This window comes from Ruegeria sp. YTSA168, from assembly GCF_059610045.1.
On the sequence record NZ_JBXWMW010000005.1, the window covers coordinates 1 to 24,359 of the forward strand.

The window sequence follows — 24,359 nt, forward strand, 5'->3', positions numbered from 1 at the left end:
GCCGGACACACGACTGCATCTGACAGACGCTCGTATCAGCTCAAAAAATGTCTTGCTATGCAGGAGCCATCCACACAGGCCGTTCGCTGCGAGTGCAAAATCAAAGGCTGCCTGAACTTGCGAAATGCGGACAACTTTGCCATTTCCCGCAAATGCATCAATGACCGCTTTCACACACATATATATCGAAAACAGTTCTCGGATTGTAGGGATGCCAACGGCGGTTCAACTTGTTTCTATCGGCCGCTCACCGTGCAATCCAGTGTCAACTTGTATATGTCTCATACTAGCGCTCGGGGGCTACGCATCCCGAATGGCTTTTCGGTTTCCGGGTCACGGGAGTAACCCGGAGCACCTTGGGTTCAACACCCAGCCCCATTGCAGTGTGGTCTGAAAGTGCTATAGCGCCACGAAACACTTAGTCGTTCTGACTTAGACTTGAGCGACTGTGTGATGCTTGAAATGGTACTGATCGTGGTAGCCTCCGTCTCCCAAATGTCGTCCATATCGAGCATTTGCGTGATGTCCATGTTCTCCTGTTGCTCATATTCGTTTATCGTGTCCATTTTCTCGTCAATAACGTCTTGGTTGAGCTCTGCTCCGACAGATTGAGGCGCCGTCGATCCAAGTGACGAAAGGTCTGTCGTCGGAGTCATGAAATTGCCAGTCACAGTGCCGGGGGTCGCCATCGTGTGGCCAAATGTATTTGCGCTGTGAGATGACGTTACGTGCATTTGATGGGCTGCGGTTCCGGAATGGTGCGCTGACAGGGAATTATGGCCTGGCCCTGCCATGGCGGCGCCGGCTGACAGAGCAATGACCAGTGCTGGAGTGGCAATAAGTTTTGTGATGGTGTTGAAGCGTTGCATTTCTTGATCTCCTTGTGTGTTTGTTACATCTCCAATCTAGGGTCGCGTCGGCTTTGGGTATTGCGCGTGGCGCTCAGCTTTTTGATATTTTCGGTCAAGTCGCGCCGATACTGCTTGGCTTGGCTCTCGCACCTTGTTTATTCTTAACTTCAATAGAAAAAGGCCCAACTCGATAGGGCTCTTCAGCCTCTGGAATAAGGTCAGCATGACTGCAAACAATGTGAGCTCCGACAGCCAATCCTGGAATGTACCGGGTTTTGGCGTCCATCACATCGCCAAGCTGCTGGAGCACCGTGGTTCAGATATCGTGGCGCTTCTGCGATCAGCCAACCTGCCGGTCGATATTCATGAAACGCCACCAAATTTTGTTGATGTCCGGAATGAGATGAGGCTCTTGGAGTTGGCTATCCAAGAAACCGATGATCCTTTGTTTGCGATTTCAGCTGGACAAACATTCAACCCGAGAAAAACAACCCTGATCAGCTATGTCGTTCTGAACTCTCCAACGGTTGGAGAAGCCATTGAAAAGGCTGTCGACTACGCCCGCCTGGCACGGGGGTTTGCCAAGCTTTCCTTCTATGAGGAACGCGATGGCATGTTTTTGGAAGTAGATTCCATATCCCAGCTGGTGCGCGCCGATGGCGCACATAATGAGTTTCGAATTTCCGCTTTTCTGACCAGTCTTCAACTTGCCGCTGAAACGCCCTTACCCGTCATTGAGATACGTCTTCCGCATGAGTTGAATGAAGAAACGCAAACGCAAATCTCTGATGCTTTGTCAGTCAACGTCAAACAGAGTCAACGGGTTCCAGGCATCCTGTTTGACAAGGCCATTGTGGATATTCCGATCAGAGACGCCGACCCGGCATTGCTTTTGCACCTTGAAACACATGTGCAAACTCTGATGAAGGATCTCGCGCCGGTCATCGGTGAAACAAGCTCTTTGGTCCAAGGCGAAATAAGCTCGCGACTGTCTTTTAGTGCCCCCACGCAAGACGACATTGCGAAGACGCTGGGGATGAGCATCAGTACACTTGGACGCAAACTTGCCAAGGAAGGTACAACCTACAAACAGCTACTGGTGGACATTCGAAAACGGCTGGCAGAACAGTATCTTGATGATCCCAAACTCAGTCTTTCCGAGATCGCTTTTGCGCTTGGATACTCTGATCAGGCTGCGTTCACCAATGCCTACAAAAGCTGGACGGGCCACTCTCCGGGAAGTGTTCGAGCTTGTTAGGGCGCCCCTAGGTCTACAAAGCCGCCCAAACTGTAAACTTGGTGACTCCCCTAGCCGATTTCCGGCCAATGTCTCTGCACACGTCTCATAGACACGTTGGACTTTGTAGAAGTCTCAGGGGATCCGTATCTAGTTGATTGATGCCAGCAAAACAAATCACAGCGCATTAAATGCGTCGGTGAAACCTGACAGAGACACCGGCACTTCAAGCGTTTGACCATCCTCTAAGGTATAAAGCGAGACCTGCACCGTGTTGCTTTGCTTCATTTGATCCACAATGCCCGCCCCAAGGGTGATGGGAACAACGCACCCGAAATTCTGACAGGTTCGCATTGGCAAATTCCACCGGGGGCCACCATCAATGGACAGTGAAATACCTTTGGTAATGTCCAATCCAAATGGCACGATCACAATACCCGACGCCGCGCCTTCGGCGTTTCTACGCAGTTCTATACGTAGCAAAAGGCCGGACTGGTTTTGCAAATTCAGGCTTTGGCTCATGGCACATTGCCGTTGATCAGCCTCTTCGGTGCAGTTCACTGTCCAGCTTTGATATTGCGTGGATGTTGTTTCCGTCGTCTGAGCCGAGGCCAAGCCCGACACGGCGACAAGGGCGGCCCCGCTCCACGCCAGAACCCTAGATATGTTGATCATTCAGAACCGAACCTGCAAACCGAGTGTGGCTTCCAGCTCGTAGCTGTCTCCAAGATCATCAAGACCCGTCAGGTAGTTCAGCGAACCAGAAAGCTCGTAACGTTCGTTCAGGATCATACGCGCGCCAAGGCCCAGTTCAATACCTGTGTCGTCGATCTCCTCGTTAAACTCCATCCCACCGGCCGAAATCCGGGTGGTCGGGTCAAACTCGTGATAGAGGTTCACAATGCCAAAATAGCTGCCAGAACCGCGACTGTTGGCAAACCATTTGTTTGCGGACAGACCCAGCCGCGCCAGAACGCTGTCGGCATCGTCAAAAACAACGTTGTTACCCGAACTGTCGGTGAAGTCATCCACGTCCAGCGAGGCATAGGTCAGTTGCGCCTGAGGGATCAGTACCAAGCCCGGCTTCACCTCGTAAGGGCGACCAACCTCAACCGAAACCGCGTATTGGTCCGAGTCGATATCGTTCTGCTCCAGCCCGGTGGCAGGATCGCTCGCATCGCTGGAGTTGTTGTTGTACTGCAGCTGTGTGTCGACATAAAAGCCGCGCGCGTCCAACCATGTTGCGCTGACGGTCAGACCCAGCGATGTCGTGTCGATTTCACTGCTGCCCTGATCGGTCCGCACAGTGCTTGAGGCATCGTCATAGCTGATCGCCACCCCCCCATAGAGCGCCCCATTGGCGAATTCGGACAGCAGCGTATCTGCTCCGACTGCAATCGTATAGGTATCCGTCCGCACCGTGTTGATCCCTGCGTCTGACCGAACCGGTGCGATTTCGCTACGCCGACCGGTGAGTTCCAGCCAGACCGGGGTATCGGGGTAGGACAACACATCGCCATCAGTGCCAAAATCACGAACCCGCCGTCTTGTTGCGTCCCCTGACGGCGCAACAGGAGTTCTTGCGGCAGTGCGCGCCTGGAAACTGCGGACACGGTTCACCGATTGCAGAACCGACGGCAAAACCTCGAATGATGCGATGCTAGATCCAACGAGGATCGGGTTACCCGAGGCGTCCAGGCTGGACAGTGCAAAATTTCCGCTGCTGGTTTCAACCAGCCGATAGCCAAACGGGCCCGCAACCACGATTTGTTCGCCGCTGGCTGTCTGAGACGTTCCGTTCAGTGTGAAGCTTCCATTTGATGCTCCGCCAACCTGAATGATCTCAATCCCGTTGATGGTTTGTGCCCCGGCACCACCGATATTGTTGACTGACACAAAGGTTGTGCCCGAGGTGTCGCCTGCGATCTGAAGCATATCCGTGGCCGACCCGTCACCGCCAAGTTCGACATCCAGCAGGATGGTTCCACCCGTGCCAACAAAGTCACCGCTGACAGTGATGATATCGCCCACCGCTCCGTTCTGTGCCGAGACCATACCGCCATTGGTGATGTTCCCGGTCAGACTGGTCGCTCCGGTATTCAGGCGCAAACTGCTGCCTGACTGGATTGTAAGCCCGGTTCCGGCGCCGCCATCCCCGGCGATCAGGTTGTTGTCGGTCAGTGTGATCGTCGAGTTATTGGTAATCTCGATCACTTCGAAGTTGGTCACGTTTGCCCCAGCCAATGCGCCGCTGCTACCAAAGCGCAGGGTGTCGACAAAGCCGTCCCCACTGGAGGAGTCATCGCCACCGTCAAACAGGGTTACGCCACTGAAATCTCCACCGGTGAAGTCCAACGTGTCACTGCCATCGCCCAAGGTTATGGCTCCGGTGAGCGCCGCGCCCGCGTTTACGGTCACTGTGGCGTCAGACTGGTCATTGGTGATCGCATTACCGGATGTGGCACTGACGGTGCTGCCAGAATTCAGCGAGATATTGACGGCTGTGCCAGCACCGGCCTGCGTCGCAATGCCCGCGCCTGTCCCGCCGGTAACAGTACCTGACGTGGTGATCGCAATCGAGCCCGAGCCCGTGTTTTGCGCAAATATGCCAGTGCGTCCGCCACTGACGTCAACTGCGGTAATCGTTAGATCAGTCCCCGCGTTTCTTCCATTGATCCCGTCTTGAGTGTTACCTGAAGCCGTTCCTGTGGACGTGATCGTCAAAGCGCCAGTGCCATTATTACGCGCAGTGATGCCGAAACTTCCGCCGTTTGTATCAACGGTAGAAATTGTCATATCAGTCGCCGTTCCAGCGTTATTCGCGTACACCCCGGTACCGTTTGTCCCGGTCACAACACCTGTGACCGTGATTGTCATCGCGCCCGTTCCCGTATTGCGCGAGTAAATCCCCAAATTCGATCCCGTGATGATCGAGCTGTTGGCATCTGTAAACGAAATGCTATCGGTCGAGCGCAAATTGAGCCCATTCCCGCTAGAGACCGTGTGCCCAAACCCGGGCTGCGTTGTGATTGTCAGAGGGGATGCGCCGGAGTTCAGCGTAATGGTTGCGTCACCTCCGGATGCCGGACCCGCGCAGGAATAGGTTCCCCCACCCGACGGCGTGCAACTACCACCATATGCAACGCGGCCATAAGAGCCGACGACGGCAAGCGCCATCGATGAGGTCAGAAGAAGATTAGATTTGCGAAGCGGAGCCAACAGGCTTTGATTTTTGGGCACGGGCTACAATTTCTTTTAACTGGTTACGCCCTAATCCTAGCCAGTGTGTCCCGCTTTTCCAAGGATCAAGTTAACCAAGTGTTAACACGCGTCACCATTCTACTGCAGCGCTCAATCTGAGATTGTTCTACACACCAGCTCATGCACCAGGAAATCCATCGTTTTTTTACCGTTGCCGCAAACCACTTGCACCTATCTGTGCAGCAGAAAAAGCGATGTACAGCGCCTGACACATCATGGCACACCATCAATCTGGAAACAATTTTATCTATATTCTGATTTTGTACTGCTAATTTGGATCGTATCAAGCGAGCCCGTGAAATATCGGGGGGGCTATATCGCTGGGTGCTGCAGGCAGCCATTCAATGAAAATCCCGGCTTGGGAACAACCGCTTTGCTTGATCCCGCGGATGCATTGCCCGCGCGGGATAGCGGGACTGTTTGAGCGTATCATCCGTGCGGGCAGCTTCGGTGCTCAGCGCTTCTGGTTGTGGATGCCCCAGTTCGGAAAGCTTATGTGACAAATCCTGAATGTCCTGCGCAATCAAGTGCACGACGATCCCTTCGCGTTGCAGATACCCTGTCACCCGCAACAAGCGCCCTCCCATCACAATACGACGGAACCGGTCATAGACCTTGGGCCAGACCACCACGTTGCTGACCCCGGTCTCATCCTCCAACGTCAGGAAAATAACGCCCGAGGCCGTGCCAGGCCGCTGGCGGGTGATGACCAGGCCACACACGTTGTACCGCCCCAGCGGTACCTGTTGCAAAGAGGCATGTGTGACCAATCCCGGCAATGCGGGGCGCAGAAGTTCCATAGGATGCGCCCGCAGGGTCAGACGGGTTGAGACATAATCCTCGACCACCTCTTCCCCCAGTTGCATGACCGGCAGATTGACCTGCGGTTCGTGAACCATTTCCCCGTCAATTGGATCGTTGAACAACGGCAGAGGTTTCGGGCTTTGAATCGCCTTGACCTGCCAGAGCGCATCGCGCCGGGTCAGACCCATATCCGAAAAGGCATCCGCCTCGGCCAACCGCGTCAACACATCTGGACGAAGCCCGGCACGCAGCCAAAGCGCCTCGGGGTCCGGGTAGCCATTGCCCCGCGCGGCCACGACCCAGCCTGCATCTTCCTCCCTGAACCCCTTGATCTGACGGAACCCCAGCCGCAGGGCCAGCGCGCCATCGGGGCGGCGTTCCAGAATATTGTCCCATTCCGAATGATTGACGCAGATGGGCCGCACCTCGACCCCATGCTCACGCGCGTCGCGCACGATCTGGGCAGGGGCATAAAACCCCATGGGCTGAGAATTCAACAACGCACAGGCAAAGATCGCCGGGTGATGACATTTCAGCCAGGCCGAAACATAGGCCAGCATGGCAAAGGCGGCCGCGTGACTTTCGGGAAACCCATAATCGGCAAAGCCTTCGATCTGAGAGAAACAGCGCTCGGCCACCTCAATGTCATAGCCTTTATTCAGCATCCCCTTGATGAATTTGTCCCGGAATGTGCCGATCGTGCCCATCCGCCGAAACGACGCCAGAGAACGGCGCAAATGGTCGGCCTCTTCCGCTGTGAAGCCTGCCCCGACCACCGCGATTTGCATCGCCTGTTCCTGAAACAGGGGCACCCCTAACGTGCGTGCTGTCACCTGTTCCAGTTCTGGACCAAAAGGTTCCGGTTTCTCTTTCCCGTTGCGCCGCCGGATATAGGGTTGCACCATATCCCCTTGAATGGGTCCGGGGCGGACAATGGCAACTTCAATCACCAGATCATAAAACTCGCGCGGTCGCATCCGAGGCAGAAAGTTCATTTGCGCCCGGCTTTCGACCTGAAAAACGCCGACCGCATCCGCGCGGCAGAGCATGTCATAGGTGGCCGTGTCGCCCTGCGGCACCTTGGCGATGCTCAGATCCTCACCCTCATGCGCTTGCAAAAGATCAAAAGATTTACGCAAACAGCTGAGCATACCCAGCCCCAGAACATCGACCTTCAGTATGTTGAGCGCATCAATGTCATCCTTGTCCCAACAGATGACGGTGCGATCCTCCATCGCGGCATTCTCAATCGGGCACAGCTCATCCAGACGCCCCTTGGTGATCACGAAACCGCCGACATGCTGGGAAAGATGACGCGGAAAACCAATGATCTCACCTATCAGGCGGAGGGTTTGCATCAGGCGACGGTCGTCAGGGTCCAGCCCCAACTCTCGCACACGGTCCAGGTCAACGCCGCCATTGGTCATGCCCCAGATCTGACCGGATAGCCCTGCGGTCACATCCTGCGACAACCCCATCACCTTGCCGACCTCGCGGATCGCCGCGCGGGTGCGGAAATGGATGACGGTGGCGCATAGGCCAGCACGGTGGCGGCCGTATTTTTCATAGACCCATTGGATCACTTCTTCGCGCCGCTCATGTTCGAAATCGACGTCAATATCCGGCGGCTCACCTCGGTATTTTGACACAAACCGTTCAAAAACCATGGCAATCTGACCCGGAGGGACATCTGTAATCTCCAAGAGGTAACACAGCACCGAATTGGCTGCCGACCCGCGCCCCTGACAAAGAATGCCTTGTGAGCGGGCAAACTGCACAATGTCATGTACGGTCAGGAAATATGCTGGGAACCGGAGGTCCGCGACCACCGCCAGTTCCTTGTGCATCAACTCGACCACCCTATCGGGCGGCCCGTCAGGATAGCGGCGTTTTAACCCTTCACGCGCCAACCGTTCCAACCGGGTTTGAGGTGGCTCGTCCGTTGCGATCTCATCCGGGTACTCATAGGACAATTCGCTCAGGTCAAAGCTGCAGCGGCTTGCAATCTCCAATGTGCGGTGCAGCGCGGCAGGATGATCCCGAAAGACACGCGCCATATCGGTGCCTGCCTTCAGCCGCCGTTCCCCATTGCGCAAGGCGCGCGTTCCTATCTGATCAATCGTAATATGTTCGCGCATACAGGTCAGCACATCGGCCAATTGTCTGCGGCTGGCCCGGTGCATCACCACATCCCCCACCGCCACCATCGGCGCGCAGGTTCTTTGCGCCAGCCGGGCGCATTCGGCCAGATAGGCCTGATCGCTACCATCATAGCGTGGCACCGCACCCAGAAAGACATGATTGGGAAAATGCCGCCGCATGGTCTGTATATCCGCTGCGGCCTTCTGCAAGCTGCTCTGAGGCAGCGCAATCAGCATCATGCCCTTGCACGCTGCCAGCAGATCATGCGTATACAGCTCGCAGTTCCCTTTGTCCGCGCGTCGCTTGCCCAAGGTCAGCAATCGGCTGAGCCGCTTGTAAGCTGCCAGATCACAGGGCAGCACCACCCAGTCCAATGAACTGTCGCGTAGCACCAGCCGACAGCCGGCAATCAGCTTAGGCAATGTTGGGCAATCTGGCCGGGCAAGGGCTTGCCTGTGGCCAACCTCCTGCCGTGACGATGAATCCACACATTGCTCAGACTGAATCTGCAACGGCTGTCCTGTCTGCCGCTTCAACTCTTTCAGTGCCGACCACGCGCGTACAACACCAGCCAGCGAGTTGTGATCCGTTACAGCAATCGCGGACAGCCCCAGTTCAGCCGCGCGCAGCACCAGTTCTTCGGGATGTGACGCCCCGGTCAGAAAAGTGAAATTCGTGGTGACGCATAGTTCGGCATACCCGGCGCCCTGCGCATGGGCCTCCAGCATATCACGGCGAAAGGCTTCTACCGGACGGTGGGTGCGGTTCACTTCGATCATGCGAACTCTCCCTGCACAAACCAACCTGGATTCTGCGGTGTGTAAAACAGCCAGAGCCTGCGCCCCTGCAGGGTTTCCACCCGCCAGTAATCGCGTAGGCCAGAGCGCCAATTTTCGTCGGCCAACCACCATTCAGGGGCAATGCGCTCTGGTCCAGTCGCGCGGCTTGCTGTCAACGACATGCGCCGCCAGCGGAAACGCCTGGGCGGCTGTGGACCCGTTGCTGCAATCGGCTCGGGCGGGAACAGGCAAAGAGGGCGCGGATGCTGGCTGCTCCACCCCCTTGAGGCTTCACAATAGGCGGCTGATGCAATGATGAAGCTACGTTCGGGGATGTGGCTGTCAGCCGGTAAAAACCGCTGAATATTCTCCAACCCAACCCGCGTGCCCAGCCGGGTGATCAGGTCCTCCAGCTGACCCTGCCCCCACCCCGCAGCATGGCTGAGCTGTTGCACGGGCAGATCTTCGACCTCCACAGCCTCCAACCTCAGTTGGTCGATGCCAAACCCCGCATCGATTTCCCCCAGCCCGCGCTCGAACAGCGGTAGGATACGATGAGGATCACGCAAGGGCCGGGCCAGACGCAGTTCAACCTGCTGATGCTCCTGATCCACCCGGCGCAATGTCATGCACAGCCTGCGCGCGCCCATCTCTTGCGCCTTTAGCTTGGCGCATAGCTGTACCAACAGCCGTTCAGCCCCCGCCATAACATCAGCCAGCAACCCGATCGGCTCTGGCAGGGTCATGCGCACGGCATAATGGGGCGGATCGGCCAGCGGGGTAATTTCTTCCGGTTGAGCCCCTAAGGCCTGATCCAGCCGGAGCAGTACCCCGGCCCCAAAGCGCCGCGCCAGTGGTGCACGCGGGGCTGCGGCCAACGCGCCGATTGTACGCAATCCCATGCGTTGCAGATCAAGAGTTATCTTATCCTCCAGCCGCAAAGCTGCCACCGGCAATAAGGTCAAAGCCCGCAGCATATCGCCGACAGGTGCCTGCCCCTCACCGTAGTGAGCCAGCGCCCAGGCCGCACCGCGCGTGTCGCCGACCCCGATCTGCACCGACAGCCCTGCCCGTGCAAGCCGCCCGCGCATATCAGCCAGCATCGCTGCCTCACCGCCAAACAGATGCGCCGACCCGGTGATATCCAGCACCAGCCCATCGCAACCTTCCAGCCCCACCCAAGGGCAATATCGCGTCGCCCATCGGCGCAGGATATGTAGAAAGCGCAAGTCTGATTGAGGATCAGCCATACCGCTTTGCAGGGTCGGACAAAAAGCCCGCGCATCCGCATACGCCATACCCTGATGCAGCCCTTGCTCTGCCGCCGCGACATTCATGCAGTAAATGCGATTGGCATTCCGCTGCTTGAGGGTCAGAACAAAAGGTCCGTCCATCGGGCACTGGCGCAAAACCCGGTCAGTCGCCAACCGGGGAAACCACAATGAAATGATGCGGCGTTGCATCTCGTCGAACATGTCAGGCACCAAATGTTCTATATTTGTTCTTTTTAAATTTCCCTTTTTCCGGAGTCGAGTCTTTACGCTCAACGTGCAGACAAGCCCTGTACGTTTGATCGTTAAGCGAACAGTTCGGTGGACTGTTTTTAGATCGAACGGGCTGTTGGAATTTGGTTGCGGGGATCGCCTCACTGAATGACGAGCACCATCGTGAGTAAGCTTCTGAGCTTGTCAGAGCTCTTGTGGATCGCATTGTGCTGTCCCCTGACGAGCGGGTTGGTCAGCCACAGATCGATCTAGTTGGCGATTTGGCAGGAATTCTATTGATAGCCTCAAAACGCAGCAGGTCCTCGCTGAACGAGGACTTGTCTGACTTCCACCCAGATGGGTTCGAGGCGTTGGTTGCGGGAGAGGGTTTGAACCTCTGGCCTTCAGGTTATGGGTCTGACGAGTTGAAGACGTTAGGCAATTGATCGGGGGGATCAATTGAGGTCTGAACGGGGTGTTATGATGTTTTTCCGACACTGGTTGCGGGAGGGCGCAACCACCGTTGCCGAACGCAATTGAAATGTCAGGTATAGGCAATGAAACCGACATACACAAAATACTACTAAACTTCTGTTGAGCGGACGAAGCGCCAATTCGCTGCACTTGCGCCAAAGACTGCTTCAGTTGTGCTTGCTGACGTCTACAGCAACGTTGTCTAGACACCAAATTGGTGCCGATACTCTGAGGCGGAAATTCCAGAGATACGCTGGAAAATCTTGCTGAAGGCAGAAGGGTCCTTGTACCCTACCTCCCACGCTACCTGATCCAAGGGACGGGTCGTCAGTTCCAGAATACCTCGGGCTTTGGCAACACGAGCCTGTTGGATGTACTCTGTGGGGTTGAGCGACGTCGCTTTGGCAAAACGGCGCATGAAGGTACGTTTTCCTAGGTGTGCAAGATCGGAGAGATCGTCGAGGTTTAGGGATGCAGTTAGTTCAGCGTGGATATGGTGTTGGACCCGCAAGATCGCCTCGTCTCCATGGTCAAAATCCGGGATAAACTCAGTGAAGGGAAGCTGTGTGGCCCGCGGCGGCTGAATGACAAGAAACCGTGCCGTTGAGAGCATCGTGCTCCGTCCAAAGAGGCGTTCGACAAGGGTCAAGCCAAGATCGGTCCAGGCAAGGATACCGCCGGCTGATATGACATCACCGTCGTCCAGCACCAAATTCCGGTCGGCGACCTCAATTTCCTGGTAGCTTTCTGCAAGGTGTTTAGCGAAAGCCCAATGCGTTGTCACACGTCTTCCTTTCAGCAACCCGCTTTCGGCCAGAACGAAGGCTCCAGCACAGATCGAGCAAACGCGACTGCCCTCTTTGTGTTGTGAGCGAAGCCACTCAGCCTCTTGTGGCATGGGCCGCATTTTATCCGGCATGACAATGCTGGGCGGCGCGATCACATAATCCAAGTGATGTGCCCGGCTCGGATGAGTATCCCAGTCGCACATGGGCTCTCCGTCGTCCTCGGCGCGCCAATGCGTGACCCGAACCTGTCGCGGATCGTCGCTATCTGCCCATTCGCCCGCAATCCGGAACAGATCGGTCAGGCCGTAAATCGCGGACAATTGGCAGTCGGGGTAAATCAACAGGCCAATCTCGCAAATCCAGTCTCTTTTCATGCCTGTCACTTTTGAACCTGTTTTTGTCATTTGTGACAATCGTAGATAACCCTCCAAATTGCAACATTGGCGTCATCGAACAAGCAACGAGGAGCCAATGACCATGACCCAAAACGAACTCACCAGACGCGCCGTTTTGCAGGCGGGTGCAGCCACCGCGTTGCTCGCCGCAATGCCTGCCGCGCTTGCGGCTCAAACTCTTACTCAGCAAGAAGGAGACATAATCATGTCCACTATAGAAACACGCGACGGTACCAAGATTTTCTACAAAGACTGGGGGCCACGTGATGCGCAGCCCATCGTCTTCCACCACGGCTGGCCGCTGAGCGGCGATGACTGGGACAACCAGATGTTGTTCTTCCTTGCCAACGGTTACCGCGTGATCGCACACGACCGGCGTGGGCACGGAAGGTCTGATCAGACGGACCTTGGCCATGATATGGCGACCTATTCAAATGACGTTGTCGATCTTGCGGCAGCGCTTGATCTGCAAAACGCTATCCATATTGGCCACTCGACAGGCGGCGGTGAAGTCGCGGCTTACGTGGCCAAAGCGGAGCCGGGCCGTGTCGCCAAGGCGGCACTTCTGGGGGCCATCCCACCCCTGATGCTGCAGACCGACGCCAACCCGGACGGTGTTCCGATTGAGGTATTTGACGGGTTGCGAGCAGGACTGGCTGCCAACCGCGCGCAGTTCTTCCTCGACGTTCCGTCAGGTCCTTTCTATGGCTTCAACCGTGACGGTGCCGAAGTCAGCCAAGGTCTGATCAACAACTGGTGGCGTCAGGGCATGATGGGCAGCGCATCCGCACATTACCAGTGTATCGCTGTTTTCTCCGAAACAGACCAGACCGAGGACCTGAAAGCGATGAATGTACCGACATTGGTGCTTCATGGCGACGATGACCAAGTGGTGCCAATCGCGAACTCCGCTGAGAAGGCGGTCAAGCTTCTGCCGAATGGAACTCTGAAGGTTTACGAGGGCCTGTCGCACGGCTTTTTCGCCACGCACCCTGATCTGGTGAACCCCGATCTACTCAGCTTTGTTCAAAGCTAAGCTGATCGAAACGGATCACTTAAGGGAGGGCAATGCTGCCCTCCCAATCTGAATTGGAGAACAAGATGTCTAATAGAACCTGGTGCGATAAACATCCGCACGTCTGTGCACGCTTTCAGAAGCAACAAGAACGGGAATGGCTCCATACTCATATCGTTGCGTTTAAGGCACCGGACATCGTTGTCGCTTTAGCAATCGCGGGAATGTTTATACTGGCAATGCTTTGAAAAGTCGGCGACGGCTTTGAAGGAAATTTAGGCGGCATAGGATTGGACACAGCACTTTGCCCCAAGCTCCTCTTTATTGCGAAAGCCGACGTTCAGGATCGTCGCAGCATCGGTCAAAGTGGGCTCACAGTCAGATTTCGCCGCGTGCCGGACGATTGGCCACTACTCGAAATGGGCATTAATCAGTGGAACGCTCACAAGGAAAACACCCGTTTTGCGATTGAGGGCGATGCGGTGGGGCGTTCCGTCCTCTACGCTCCAGGTAACCCAATACGAAAACTTATGCCAGCCTTGCCATTCCGGATAAATTATCCTGAGTTGCATGGTCCGTTTCTGAGGTAATCAAGGATGATTTGGAAGGATTTAGACAATCAAAGAAAAGGGTCTTAGGTACTTTTTCATCATTTGACGAAATACCCTGACGCCAGACCAAATTGCAATCGGTCCCGTGACAACTAACGCCGTGTAGAAAGAGTGTGCATGATCCCAGGAGGTTTGGCTCGCGGATGCCACGATACCAGCTGCCCCGACGAGTGCAAGAATCAACCCCACGAAACAGACCAATCGCGCTCTATTGAGCTTCAGGCGGTCACTTAGCTCTAGTTCTCTATTTGTGATTTCACGTTTAGGATAAATGTTATTCACGCCCATACTGCCCATTTAAAGTGTATCGAAGTATTTCTTAGCCAGTCCAACAGGTTCCTCACCGGACTGCGCTGCTTGTTCAGCAACAAAACCAATGATCTTGGACAGCTTTTCGACTGCAAGATTGGATTCACGCAATTGGTGCTCAGCGAGAACTGCCAAAGAACAGCTTTCAGCCAATCCAGGATCATCACTTTTGTTTGGATTCCCTCGGCCAGTCAAAAGCCAAACGAGACTCACACCAAATCGGTCGCAAATCTCAACAGCCGCCGCAGCTGGCAAGTCACGCTTCTCTTGTTCGTAATACTTGTAAGTCCGGTCAGACACGTCGATCGCTGCAGCCATCACTGGCTGAGTCAAATCATAGTTTTTGCGAACTTCACGAAGCCTAGGGCCAATCCCGGACAAAGCTGTTGACAAGAGTGCACCTATGGTTACTTTTGATGCACATAAGTGCACTTATGGTGCTATTCGTCACCATTGGTTCACTATTGCAGTACTCTACTTCAAAAAACAACTGAAAGGTGATTTGTGACTAAAACACTGGAAACACCCAAAGAACTGGCAGACCGCATAGGATTGCCGGTGAACAACATCCGCTATCTGATCCGCGAAGAAATGCTGGAACATATTTTTACTGCCCCGGGCAAGCGAAACCCGAAGATCCCGGAAGGAGCTTGGGAGAAATACCTCAGGCAGTTCACAATAAAGGCAGACTCCAGAAGCGCCGGCTCGGTCACGTTAACTGGCTGTAAAGGAAGAGACCTTGGCGACAACTAGTCTAAACATCAATGTAGTTGAAAAACGCATGATGAACGCAAGTGAAGCGGCGCATTATTGTGGTTTGCCACTTAAACACTTCAAGTCACTCTGTCCCGTGAATCCGGTTCTCATCCCACCAAAATACAGACAGTATGACAGGTGCGACTTAGACAAATGGCTTGATCACTTAAAGATCGATACTGAGCAAAGTTCGCAAAATCAAATATTGGACCGCCTTTGATGACGCTTGTACGAGTAAAAGGCTTCAAAATCTTCCACGATAGGCATGGTCGGATTAGGTGCTACCATCGTAGCGCCGGCCAAAAAGTAGACTTAGAAAAGTCACCTATCGGATCGGCCGAGTTTTTTTCAGAATGTGCCCAAATTTTAGCGGCGTCGGAAGCGCTCAAGCAGCAGCAGCCGAAGCCTGGAACATTGGGAGGACTTATTTCGGTATATTTTGCAGAGGATCACTTTCTAGAGAGGTCAAAAGCCACCAAACGTGAATATCGAATGTGCGCTGATGTGTTGCAACCTATATTAGACACGCCTGTGTCATCCATTGACACACCTTTGCTTGCTGCCATCCATGACAAACTGGCCAAGAAGTATAGCTGGGACAAAGCAAATCGTGTTCGCAACTTTCTCATTCAAGTTTTTAAGTTTTGCATTCCCAAAGGGTTAATTTCCAAGAACTTCGCTGAGGGAGTCATAAAGAAGCCGCGCCCGAAGGACACTCCTGAAGCCTACAGGACATGGAATTTCGAGGAGGTGCAAACAGTACTCGAAGCGGCTACCCCTCAGTTACGAGCGGCGTTGGCAATGATTTTCTGCACAGGGCAAGATCCTTCAGACGCATTGGAATTTCGGAAAGATCAGGTAATCGACGGAGTAATCTGGAAAGGCCGAAACAAAACCAATGTTGGTGCCGCGGTTCCAATCAGCACCGTATTAGAAGCCGAACTGGCCAAAGCACCAGCGCACGACGCAGAAACACTTCTTGCCAGCACGAAAGGGACATCGTGGACCTACGACGGCTTTGCCAGTGGATGGCAGAGGCTTCGCAGGAAGCTTGAAAGGGCTAACGTGATCGCTCCAGGACTAACCCCAAAAGGTCTTCGCCACACGATGGCAACTTGGCTCAGAGAGGCCGGGCAGGACGAACGTGAGATTTCCGATCTGCTGGCACAGGATTCAAAAGTCATGGGCCTACACTATTCTAAGAACGCCGCACTGGCTCGCAAGAACCGAAAGACGATGCAGGTATGGGAAGAAGAATATGAGCGACGCGCTCAGAAAGCGAAACTGTCAAACCCACAAGAAAAACTGTCAAACCCAGGCAAGGATAACCAGCCGCATGACTAGAAAACTAATATTTTTCATATGTTTAAATGGTGCCCGGGGGCGGAATCGAACCACCGACACGAGGATTTTCAATCCACTGCTCTACCCCTGAGCTACCCGGGCACGGGAACGGCGCTTGCCGTTGGGTGGAGGCGTTCTATGACTTGCGTCAGGGACTGTCCAGAGGCTTTTTTACATTTTTTCAGTGTGGTCGCTGCCCGATCTCGTCTTGGCCCGGATCGTCCATATCAACATCCTCTTCCCGTTGCGATGGCACGGCATAGGAGCCGTTCAGCCATTTGGCAAGATCGATATCTGCACAGCGCTTTGAACAGAATGGGCGAAACTTGACGACCGTGTCTTCCCCGCAGATTGGACAGCTCATTTCAGAACCTCTTTCAAGGGGATACGCCCACGTTTGCGTTGCAACTCGAAATGGCCCAACGGCGTCCAGCCAGCCAGTGTTGTTTCCACCGGGTCATGCCGGAAAGCGGTGCGCAGGACTTGTTCAAAACCCCGACGATCTTTTTTGGGCATTGGGGCAAGGTCCAGCGTTATCTGTCCACCCAGACCCCGTACTCGCAATGCGCGGGCCAACTGTTTGGCGCAGGCAAAGTTTGCCTTCGTGCCAGCCGCCAGCGATGTGTCCGCACCCGTATTGACGTCTACCGCGACCAAAGCCCGCGTCGGTTCGATAAAAAGGTAACCTCCGCCTGCTAACGGCTCCTGAATGCCCCGCGCGAGGTCGAGCGCATCGAGAACGCCGTGGGTTTCAAAGCCTCCGGGTTCGGTGAAAACGTCCGCCGGGTCGGTCCAATCCCGCCAAGCCAGCACATGGGGGCTGTCCCCTTCGCTGAGAGTTTCGGGGGCAGTGCCCGGATCATCCAGAATCTGCTCAGCCTGCGCCAGCATCGCGTTAATGTCCTCAACGATCTCCTCTGCCTGCGCCCCAGCACAACAGGAACGTAGGATCAGGCCGTAAGGGCTGTCACCCATTTCCCCATGGGCGATTTCCAGCAGCCGGTCCCGCTCGTCTTCATCGCGAATGCTGCGCGAGATGTTCAAGCCCGGCGCATCCGGTGTGACAATCGCATATCGGCTTTTGAACAAAACCCGATCGGTAACCGGAAGCGCCTTGCCTTCTTCCGCATATCCCGTGACCTGAGCCAGCAGCAAAGCGCCCGGGGCCAGCCCTTTTGCCTGTCGTAGAAAAGCAGGGCCATCGGGGGTCGTCAGGAACATACCACCCTGCCCTTTGACAGGGCGATCCGCTCTGGCCCGGTAGATCGTACCGGGTGGTGGGACATCCCCTGCGATCAGAAAGTCATCCAGCTTACCATCCACCATCAAGGCCGCAGCTTCGCGGCCTTCGATATGGTCCAGAACAATCGTGCGACCCTTCATGGCGTTCCTCGATAAAGCGGATATCCGATAGCTTGCAACATGCCCGACGTCTCTGCCAGAGGCAGGCCGACGATGCCGGTGAACGAGCCGGAAATCCACGGGATGAATGCACCTGCAGGCCCCTGAATGGCATACGCGCCAGCTTTGCCTTGCCAATCGCCGGTCTCAAGATAGGCGTTGACCTCGACATCTGACAGTCGTTTCAGGCAAACCTGCGAAACCACGTCGCGCTGCAGAATGCGATCCCCGCGCCGTACTGCAACTGACGTGACCACACGGTGGCGTCGACCGGACAGGGCATATAAAAACGCCGCCGCCTCGCCGGCGTCCTCGGGCTTGCCCAAGATGCGGCGGCCCAAAGCAACGGTGGTATCCGCGCACAGCACGATATCATCATCGCCCGCCTCAACAGCGTTGACCTTTTCCCGAGCGATGCGATTGCAATAGGGAACGGGCAACTCCCCCTTATGCGGCGCTTCATCGATATCCGGGGGCCGGACAGCATCGGGCTGCACGCCAAGCTGCGCCAGCAGGTCCAGCCGCCTTGGGCTGCCCGATCCAAGAATAAACGCCATTGGGGAGGGCGTTACTTGAAGCGATAGTTGATCCGACCCTTGGTCAGATCATAAGGGGTCATCTCGACCTGCACCTTGTCGCCAGCCAGAACACGGATGCGGTTCTTGCGCATCTTGCCTGCCGTATGTGCGATGATCTCATGGCCGTTTTCCAGCTCGACCCGAAACGTCGCATTAGGCAGGAGTTCCTTCACGACACCGGGAAATTCGAGCGTATCTTCCTTGGCCATGTTGTCTCCATCGTTAGGTTGCACTCGCAGAATCTGCGAGGATGTGCGCCTAAATGAGCCTATTTCGGCCTTATTTCAAGGCCAGAATCACTAAAGCGTTGAGATTGTGACCGTTTCGACTCGGGGGTTTTGCTCGTCCCAATGCGCGCGATTTAGGACATGCCCATCGTCGCGGACGTTGGCAATAGCGGTTAGATCAATGTCGGCGTAGGTCCAGCCGGGCTGGTTCAGAGTACCCTCGGCCAGTACGCCGGTCTGCGGAAACCCCTTGTCGGGCGGGCCGAAGATGCCGCCTGTGCCGGTATTCATATCCACTGCTTCGGACCAGTCATTGCTGCCAACCAACGAGGACATCACTGTCACGCATTGGTTTTCCAATGCACGCGACATTGCCCCGATGCGAACCCGCCAATAGCCTGAAAGCGCCTCGGTGCAGGACGGGACTAGTAAAATATCCGCTTCATTCAGGGCGCGGCCGAGCAAAGGAAACTCACTGTCATAGCAGATCAGTATGCCGATCTTGCCTAGCGCGGTATCGAATAGTTTGAGCGGTCCACCAGGGGCGATGTCCCAGTCTTCGCGCTCAAAGCGGGTCATGATTTGTTTGTCCTGATGATCCTGCCGACCGTTTGGCGCATAAAGAAGCGCGCGGTTCACGGGGCGACCTGCACCACTCAAAACCGGGGCTGACGCGCCCAGGATGTATGTATCATAAGCCTGAGAGAGACGTTGATGCAGGGCCTGCACGTCTTGCATCCGGTCCGAGACCGCGAGAATTGACCGTTCGAGGTCACCGGCCACATCCGCGCCATCCAAGGTAGACAGCTCCATCGCGCCATATTCTGGAAAAACCAGAAGTTCTGCGCCCTGCCCTGCGGCCTCCGATATCCAGCGGTCCAGCTTATCCTCGTATTGCGCCCAGCTATCGAGCCATTCAAGGTTATAGGCGGCGGTCGCGACTTTCATTTCAAATTTCCCCGAATTAGTTTGGCAGAACCCTAAATGAGGAGGTTGCTTACTGTACAGATCATCTGTTTTTGCCCGCTGTGCGGCATCTGCAAAAGCTTTCAATCGGAAAAGCCCGGGCTTTCCGGACACGCGACGCATTTCACCCGGCTGCCGTCGCATACCAAGTTGACGTAGTCAGCTTGCGTGACAAGTGTTCCTGAGCAGGTTCAGCCAAGGAAGTCCGCAAAATGAATGCAAAACAAGAGCTTACAGATGTTCTCGTCATTGGTGGCGGAACCGCTGGCTTTGGGGCAGCCGTCGCTGCAGGGCGTCAAGGGCTGCGGGTTACCCTCTTGGAAGCCACCACCAAGATCGGTGGCGTCATGGCATTTTGTCCCGGCATGCCTTGGGGTGGCGGTTATCCGATGGATCAAATCATCGGCGGCCTGATCGAAGAATTGACCTGTCGCCTTGTGGAAATGGACCCACCGGCCGCCGAAAAACGCGCATGTACCTTGGAAAACTTCGGCCCTGAAATTGTGTATGACCACGACCTGGCGACCCTCACCATGTTTGAGATGCTTGAAGAGGCGGGTGTACAAATCAGGCTGGGTGCCATTGCCATTAAACCCAATATGGAAGGTGACAGAATAAGGGCGAAGACCTTGCGCGAGCGACCAAGTTCAATGATGGGATCGTTGCCTGTGACAACCCGATTGATGACGTGATGCGCGCCGAAGGGGATATGACGCATGATGCCGCGATCATGGCTGGCGAATACTACACGATCCCGTTCCGGTCTTTGATCCCCGCAAAGATCAGCAACCTGATGTTTGCCGGAAGAATTCTGTCTGCAGATCCATCAGCCTTTGCCTCGGTACGCGGCATGCCCCAGTGCATTGCCATGGGGCAGGCAACGGGGACTGCCGCAGCGATTGCGGTGCGCGATGGGATCGCCGTTCAGGAGGTCCCCAACGATCTCCTTACAAAGTCGCTCACCGAACAGGGTATCAACCGGCTGGCCCACAGCGCCTAGGTGCCGGTTTTTTCTGGTTCGCAAACTTTGGCCCGGGTTTTCCGGGTGGCTCTTTGCCGGATCAACAGAAGGGTTAAAAATCCCGCATCCAGAACTGCAGCGGCTTCAGCGTTTCGCTCTCTTGCCCGATATCCTTCCAAGAAAACTGCGCGATGACGCCCGGAACAGGTACGTATCCTCGTGCATACCAGAAAGCATCCAGCGGTCGATAATGCACCGGTTGCATGGGGTGATCTGCCGGGCGTTGAACCCCACAAAAGGCGGATTTGGTGAAAGCCAGGCCACGGGCGTGGGCTTCGCGCAAGTCAAAGAACTTATGGCCGACGCCCTGCCCGCGATAGTCCGCGAGAAGCACAGATTCCGCGCAATAAAAGATCTGCGACAGGTCCAGCCCCGTCCCCTCGAAGGCCGCCGCAAAATCGCCGGCGTGGTCCTCAAGTGGCGCACCGGTCGAAGCCCCGATCAGACGATCACCATCAAACGCGCCAACTACGATAGCCTTGGCGCTATCGCGGTATGACTGCAGATACGACCGCTCGTACTCCAAATCGCCGTCATACAGATAAGGCCATGCCCGAAATACCTCGATCCGCAGACACGCCACATCGTCCAAAGCAGCCTCCAGCGCTGCTCCGGTCAGGGCGCGAACCGCAGTGACCTTAGCCATTCGAAACCTGTTTGGTCCAATCTGCGAGGTTATAGAACGTGGTCACTCGGGTAATTTTCCCGTCTTTCAGATCAAAGAACGACCCAGCGGGCAGGCGGTAGGTCTGACCATGAGCATCCGGCAACCCCTCGTCAGTTTCCAGATAAGTGCCATTGACGATGAACTCCGCCGCCGCTCGGGTGCCGCCTTCAGCCTCGAACACCACGATGTCGGTCAGGTTTTCCTTGTAGCAGCGATTCATATGGGCGCAGAACGCAGCAAACTTTTCTTTGCCCACACGGATTTGGCCTTCGTTCACGTGATGGGCCACATCATCGGACAGGCAAGTCAGCATGCCATCGACATCACCGGCGTTGAAGGCATCGAAATAGGTTTTGACGGTCTGGTTCATGGGTCACTCCGTAGGTTCGCCCCAGCGGTCCTTCAGATGTTTGATGATCTGGTCGCGGGTCTGTCGGTAGTGGTGTAGCTTGGTTTCGCGCGTCTCACCCATCCCGGTAGGGTCCATTATTGGCCAATAATCGACATCCAGATGAAAAACACGCGTTAGTTCCAGTGCTTTGCGCTGGCTTGCGGGCGACAGCGCGACAATCAGATCAAATGAACTGAGGTCATCACCCCACTCCTGCATCTCATCAAACGACCGCGAGCGATGGCGCGATAGCTCAACGTCGATCTCATGGCAGACCGAGATACAGAATCCGTCGATTTCCAGATCATTGTAGACCCCAGCGGATTGCACGTATGTGCCGGTGCCATAGAACTTCTTCATGATGCCTTCGGCCATCGGAGACCGAACCGAGTTGTGGTCGCAACAGAACAGGACCGACTGCGGCAGAGGCTTCACGCGTTACCCCCCGAAATGCAGCACGCAGATCAGCGTGAACAGGCGGCGGGCGGTATCGGTGTCCACATCGGCCTTACCCTCAAGCCGTTCCTGCAAAACGCGGCTGCCTTCGTTGTGGATACCTCGGCGCGCCATGTCGATCGTTTCGATCTGGCTGGGTGGCAAGGTCTTCACCGCGTTGAAATAGCTTTCGCAGATCTGGAAGTAGTCTTTGACCACCTGTCGAAAGGGCCCAAGCGACAAGTGGAACTCGGCTGCTTTCTCGCTGCTTTCAGTGGCGATATCAAAAACCAGCCGCTTGTCGCGGATCGACAATTGCAGATGGTAAGGCCCATCCGGAACTGTACGGTCGTCGCGCGCGGGCAACGCAAAGCTGTTGTCTTCCAGCAGATCGTAGATGGCAACCTTGCGCTCCTGCTCGATCTCTGGGGTCGGCGGGGGCAGGTTACGGTCATCCAGTTCGATATGCGAAATACGGGTCATCTTTACGGTCACAATCCTTGTCGTCTGCCCAGACCTATAACAAGCCTTATCGTTCGGCAACGCATCGAAGCTATGCTTTCAATGCGCCTTTGCGTCACCTCATCCATTCATTCGGTTCAGACGCGCGCTGACAGACAGCCCATGCGCCTCAAGGCTTTCCGATTGGGCAAGCTGTTCAGCCGCCGGGCCGATGGCGCGCAAGGCTGCGGGCGTCATCTGGCTGAGCGTGGTGCGTTTGAGAAAGTCCATCACGCTCAGGCCCGACGAGAACCGCGCTGAGCGTGCTGTGGGCAGAACATGGTTGGGCCCACCAACATAGTCGCCAATGGCTTCGGGCGTGTATTGCCCCAGAAAAATTGCGCCGGCATGGATGGTCTTTTCACTCAATGCCGCTGGGTCTGTCACGCAAAGCTCAAGGTGTTCCGGCGCAATGCGGTTTGACAGGGCCGCAGCCTCATTCAAATCGCGTACGGTAATAACAGCCCCAAAATCCCGCCAACTGGCCCCCGCGATCTCACGCCGCTGCAAGGTTTCCAGTCGTTTTTTAACCGCCTGAGCGACGGCCTGACCAAAGGCGGCATCATCCGTGATCAGGATCGACTGAGCGCTTTCGTCATGTTCCGCCTGGCTGAGCAGATCGAGGGCGATCCAGTCCGGATCGTTGTCCTTATCTGCGATCACCAAAATCTCTGAAGGTCCCGCAATCATATCGATGCCAACCTTGCCGAACACGCGCCGTTTGGCCGCTGCAACAAAGGCGTTGCCTGGGCCCGTGATCTTATCCACCGCTGCTATGGTCTGTGTCCCGTAGGCCAGCGCGGCGATGGCCTGGGCCCCACCGATCCGGTAGATTTCATCGACACCGGACAATTGCGCAGCCAGCAGGACAAGCGGATTGACCTGCCCATCTGGCGTGGGCACCGTGATCGCCAACCGCTCCACACCGGCCACCTTGGCCGGAATCGCGTTCATCAGCACGGATGACGGGTAAGATGCCAACCCACCGGGTACATATAGCCCGGCCGCGGAAACCGCGGACCAACGCCAACCCAGCGTTGCACCGCTTTCATCCGTCCAGCTTTGATCCGCCGGCATCTGCCTTTCGTGATAGGTCCGAATACGCGCAGCAGCCAGTTCCAATGCAGTTCGATCTACGGCAGAAACCTGTTCTACCGCATTCTCGATCTCAGCCGTGCTGAACGCCATCGTATCTGGGGTCAGGTTCAACCGGTCGAACTTGGCCGTCAGTTCAATGACCGCTGCATCACCACGCGCCCGCACATCATTGATGATTTCGGCCACTACAGCGTCCACATCGGGGCTGTCTTCGCGTTTGGCCGACAGCAGAGTTTGAAAGGCGGCTTCAAACTCGGGCGATGTGGTATCGAGGAATACGGGCATGATCTGGCACTCCGAAACGTTCCAAGCGGACATATCGTCGGGGCCAGCAGGTCTCAACCCTTCTTGGCGGGGTGCAACGATTTGCGCATGGGGAATTGGGTCATCCCACGCCATTCTTCGGGCTCGCCAGCCTGCGCCCAGCCATATCGCAGATAAAACGCGCGGGCGGTATGCGTGGCCTCCAAGGATGCCTGAACACACCCTTGATCTTCCAGTTCCTGCTCCAACCGCGCGAGCAAAGCGCGCCCAATGCCGCGCCGGATGTAATCCGGATCGACATAAAGAAGAGAAATCTTCGTCCCGATCCGAACACCACCAACAGCCGCGATCTGCCCAGCCAGTTCCGCCACCCAAAGCTCGGACCCGGATTGTATCCAGCCCCGAATGCTCTGCGGGTCTTTGTTGGCCGTCCAGAGCGACAGAAGCTGCGGGTCTTTTCCGTGGTCCGCATCGCACAGGTGAGTAATTGATCGGATCAACACCCGGCTCATCCGGAACACGTCGAACACGGTCGCACGGCGCAGCACCAGTTTTTGGGC

General features: G+C 55.7%; 24 protein-coding genes and 1 tRNA gene. 6 read left to right on the plus strand and 19 right to left on the minus strand.

Annotated features, from left to right (window positions below):
• Positions 1 to 362: 362 nt before the first annotated feature.
• Entirely contained in the window at positions 363 to 869 is a 507-nt protein-coding gene (locus AC2FFE_RS11350) for a hypothetical protein (protein ID WP_496846678.1), read from the minus strand.
• Between the two features lie 205 nt (positions 870 to 1,074).
• Here AC2FFE_RS11350 and AC2FFE_RS11355 point away from each other — a divergent pair, with 205 nt between their 5' ends.
• Positions 1,075 to 2,109, plus strand: a complete 1,035-nt coding sequence (locus tag AC2FFE_RS11355; RefSeq protein WP_496846679.1) for an AraC family transcriptional regulator — start codon at positions 1,075 to 1,077, stop codon at positions 2,107 to 2,109.
• 156 nt (positions 2,110 to 2,265) lie between these two features.
• Here the strand turns inward: AC2FFE_RS11355 and AC2FFE_RS11360 are convergent, their stop codons facing one another.
• The 5 genes from AC2FFE_RS11360 to AC2FFE_RS11380 form a co-directional block, all read right to left on the minus strand.
• A complete protein-coding gene (locus tag AC2FFE_RS11360) occupies positions 2,266 to 2,763 on the minus strand; it encodes an invasion associated locus B family protein (RefSeq protein ID WP_496846680.1) in 498 nt (165 codons plus the stop codon).
• The gene (locus AC2FFE_RS11365) at positions 2,764 to 5,265 is read right to left on the minus strand and encodes an autotransporter family protein (protein WP_496846681.1); all 2,502 of its coding nucleotides are present in this window, start codon (positions 5,263 to 5,265) and stop codon (positions 2,764 to 2,766) included.
• A 425-nt stretch (positions 5,266 to 5,690) separates the two neighbouring features.
• Positions 5,691 to 9,074, minus strand: a complete 3,384-nt coding sequence (locus tag AC2FFE_RS11370; RefSeq protein ID WP_496846682.1) for an error-prone DNA polymerase — start codon at positions 9,072 to 9,074, stop codon at positions 5,691 to 5,693.
• Positions 9,071 to 10,549, minus strand: coding sequence for a Y-family DNA polymerase (locus AC2FFE_RS11375; protein WP_496820782.1), 1,479 nt, complete (start codon positions 10,547 to 10,549; stop codon positions 9,071 to 9,073). The genes AC2FFE_RS11370 and AC2FFE_RS11375 overlap by 4 nt, the downstream gene beginning before the upstream one ends.
• A 685-nt stretch (positions 10,550 to 11,234) precedes the next feature.
• Entirely contained in the window at positions 11,235 to 12,194 is a 960-nt protein-coding gene (locus AC2FFE_RS11380) for a GlxA family transcriptional regulator (RefSeq protein ID WP_496846683.1), read from the minus strand.
• 226 nt (positions 12,195 to 12,420) lie between these two features.
• On the opposite strand from AC2FFE_RS11380, the gene AC2FFE_RS11385 reads away from it, so the two are divergent.
• Positions 12,421 to 13,251: an alpha/beta fold hydrolase gene (locus AC2FFE_RS11385; protein ID WP_496846684.1), complete on the plus strand. Its 831-nt coding sequence runs from the start codon at positions 12,421 to 12,423 to the stop codon at positions 13,249 to 13,251.
• A gap of 887 nt (positions 13,252 to 14,138) precedes the next feature.
• On the opposite strand, the gene AC2FFE_RS11390 is transcribed toward AC2FFE_RS11385, so the two are convergent.
• Positions 14,139 to 14,543 (minus strand): helix-turn-helix domain-containing protein, encoded by a 405-nt coding sequence (locus tag AC2FFE_RS11390; protein ID WP_496846685.1) that lies wholly within the window; start codon positions 14,541 to 14,543, stop codon positions 14,139 to 14,141.
• A 111-nt stretch (positions 14,544 to 14,654) separates the two neighbouring features.
• Between AC2FFE_RS11390 and AC2FFE_RS11395 the strand changes: the two genes are divergently transcribed.
• Both AC2FFE_RS11395 and AC2FFE_RS11400 read left to right on the plus strand, forming a co-directional pair.
• Positions 14,655 to 14,903 carry a hypothetical protein gene (locus AC2FFE_RS11395; protein ID WP_496846686.1) on the plus strand — a complete coding sequence of 83 codons (249 nt, stop codon included), beginning with the start codon at positions 14,655 to 14,657 and terminating at the stop codon, positions 14,901 to 14,903.
• A gap of 222 nt (positions 14,904 to 15,125) precedes the next feature.
• On the plus strand, positions 15,126 to 16,250 hold the full coding sequence (locus AC2FFE_RS11400) for a tyrosine-type recombinase/integrase (RefSeq protein ID WP_496846687.1): 1,125 nt from the start codon (positions 15,126 to 15,128) through the stop codon (positions 16,248 to 16,250).
• 27 nt (positions 16,251 to 16,277) lie between these two features.
• Here AC2FFE_RS11400 and AC2FFE_RS11405 read toward each other — a convergent pair.
• The 6 genes from AC2FFE_RS11405 to AC2FFE_RS11430 form a co-directional block, all read right to left on the minus strand.
• A tRNA-Phe gene (locus tag AC2FFE_RS11405) sits at positions 16,278 to 16,352 on the minus strand.
• A gap of 79 nt (positions 16,353 to 16,431) precedes the next feature.
• Positions 16,432 to 16,614, minus strand: a complete 183-nt coding sequence (locus tag AC2FFE_RS11410) for a DNA gyrase inhibitor YacG (protein ID WP_496846688.1) — start codon at positions 16,612 to 16,614, stop codon at positions 16,432 to 16,434.
• Positions 16,611 to 17,633: a ribonuclease E/G gene (locus AC2FFE_RS11415; protein WP_496820932.1), complete on the minus strand. Its 1,023-nt coding sequence runs from the start codon at positions 17,631 to 17,633 to the stop codon at positions 16,611 to 16,613. Before AC2FFE_RS11415 ends, AC2FFE_RS11410 begins: the two co-directional genes overlap by 4 nt.
• Complete coding sequence (locus AC2FFE_RS11420; protein WP_496820931.1) at positions 17,630 to 18,208, minus strand: Maf family protein; 579 nt, start codon at positions 18,206 to 18,208, stop codon at positions 17,630 to 17,632. Before AC2FFE_RS11420 ends, AC2FFE_RS11415 begins: the two co-directional genes overlap by 4 nt.
• Positions 18,209 to 18,219: 11 nt before the next feature.
• Positions 18,220 to 18,438, minus strand: coding sequence for a translation initiation factor IF-1 (gene infA, locus AC2FFE_RS11425; RefSeq protein ID WP_005978431.1), 219 nt, complete (start codon positions 18,436 to 18,438; stop codon positions 18,220 to 18,222).
• A 90-nt stretch (positions 18,439 to 18,528) separates the two neighbouring features.
• Positions 18,529 to 19,404, minus strand: coding sequence for a carbon-nitrogen hydrolase family protein (locus AC2FFE_RS11430; RefSeq protein ID WP_496846689.1), 876 nt, complete (start codon positions 19,402 to 19,404; stop codon positions 18,529 to 18,531).
• A gap of 230 nt (positions 19,405 to 19,634) precedes the next feature.
• On the opposite strand from AC2FFE_RS11430, the gene AC2FFE_RS11435 reads away from it, so the two are divergent.
• Both AC2FFE_RS11435 and AC2FFE_RS11440 read left to right on the plus strand, forming a co-directional pair.
• A complete protein-coding gene (locus tag AC2FFE_RS11435) occupies positions 19,635 to 20,114 on the plus strand; it encodes an FAD-dependent oxidoreductase (RefSeq protein ID WP_496846690.1) in 480 nt (159 codons plus the stop codon).
• The gene (locus AC2FFE_RS11440; protein ID WP_496846770.1) at positions 20,102 to 20,422 is read left to right on the plus strand and encodes an FAD-dependent oxidoreductase; all 321 of its coding nucleotides are present in this window, start codon (positions 20,102 to 20,104) and stop codon (positions 20,420 to 20,422) included. The genes AC2FFE_RS11435 and AC2FFE_RS11440 overlap by 13 nt, the downstream gene beginning before the upstream one ends.
• 73 nt (positions 20,423 to 20,495) lie before the next feature.
• On the opposite strand, the gene AC2FFE_RS11445 is transcribed toward AC2FFE_RS11440, so the two are convergent.
• The 6 genes from AC2FFE_RS11445 to AC2FFE_RS11470 form a co-directional block, all read right to left on the minus strand.
• Positions 20,496 to 21,089: a GNAT family N-acetyltransferase gene (locus tag AC2FFE_RS11445; RefSeq protein ID WP_496846691.1), complete on the minus strand. Its 594-nt coding sequence runs from the start codon at positions 21,087 to 21,089 to the stop codon at positions 20,496 to 20,498.
• Positions 21,082 to 21,480: a ketosteroid isomerase-related protein gene (locus AC2FFE_RS11450; RefSeq protein WP_496846692.1), complete on the minus strand. Its 399-nt coding sequence runs from the start codon at positions 21,478 to 21,480 to the stop codon at positions 21,082 to 21,084. The genes AC2FFE_RS11445 and AC2FFE_RS11450 overlap by 8 nt, the downstream gene beginning before the upstream one ends.
• A 3-nt stretch (positions 21,481 to 21,483) precedes the next feature.
• On the minus strand, positions 21,484 to 21,936 hold the full coding sequence (locus AC2FFE_RS11455; protein WP_170536457.1) for an arsenate-mycothiol transferase ArsC: 453 nt from the start codon (positions 21,934 to 21,936) through the stop codon (positions 21,484 to 21,486).
• A gap of 3 nt (positions 21,937 to 21,939) precedes the next feature.
• Positions 21,940 to 22,419 carry a UPF0262 family protein gene (locus AC2FFE_RS11460; RefSeq protein ID WP_496820924.1) on the minus strand — a complete coding sequence of 160 codons (480 nt, stop codon included), beginning with the start codon at positions 22,417 to 22,419 and terminating at the stop codon, positions 21,940 to 21,942.
• Between the two features lie 99 nt (positions 22,420 to 22,518).
• A complete protein-coding gene (gene hisD, locus AC2FFE_RS11465) occupies positions 22,519 to 23,820 on the minus strand; it encodes a histidinol dehydrogenase (RefSeq protein WP_496846693.1) in 1,302 nt (433 codons plus the stop codon).
• Between the two features lie 53 nt (positions 23,821 to 23,873).
• On the minus strand, positions 23,874 to 24,302 hold the full coding sequence (locus AC2FFE_RS11470) for a GNAT family N-acetyltransferase (protein WP_496846771.1): 429 nt from the start codon (positions 24,300 to 24,302) through the stop codon (positions 23,874 to 23,876).
• Between the last annotated feature and the right edge of the window lie 57 nt (positions 24,303 to 24,359).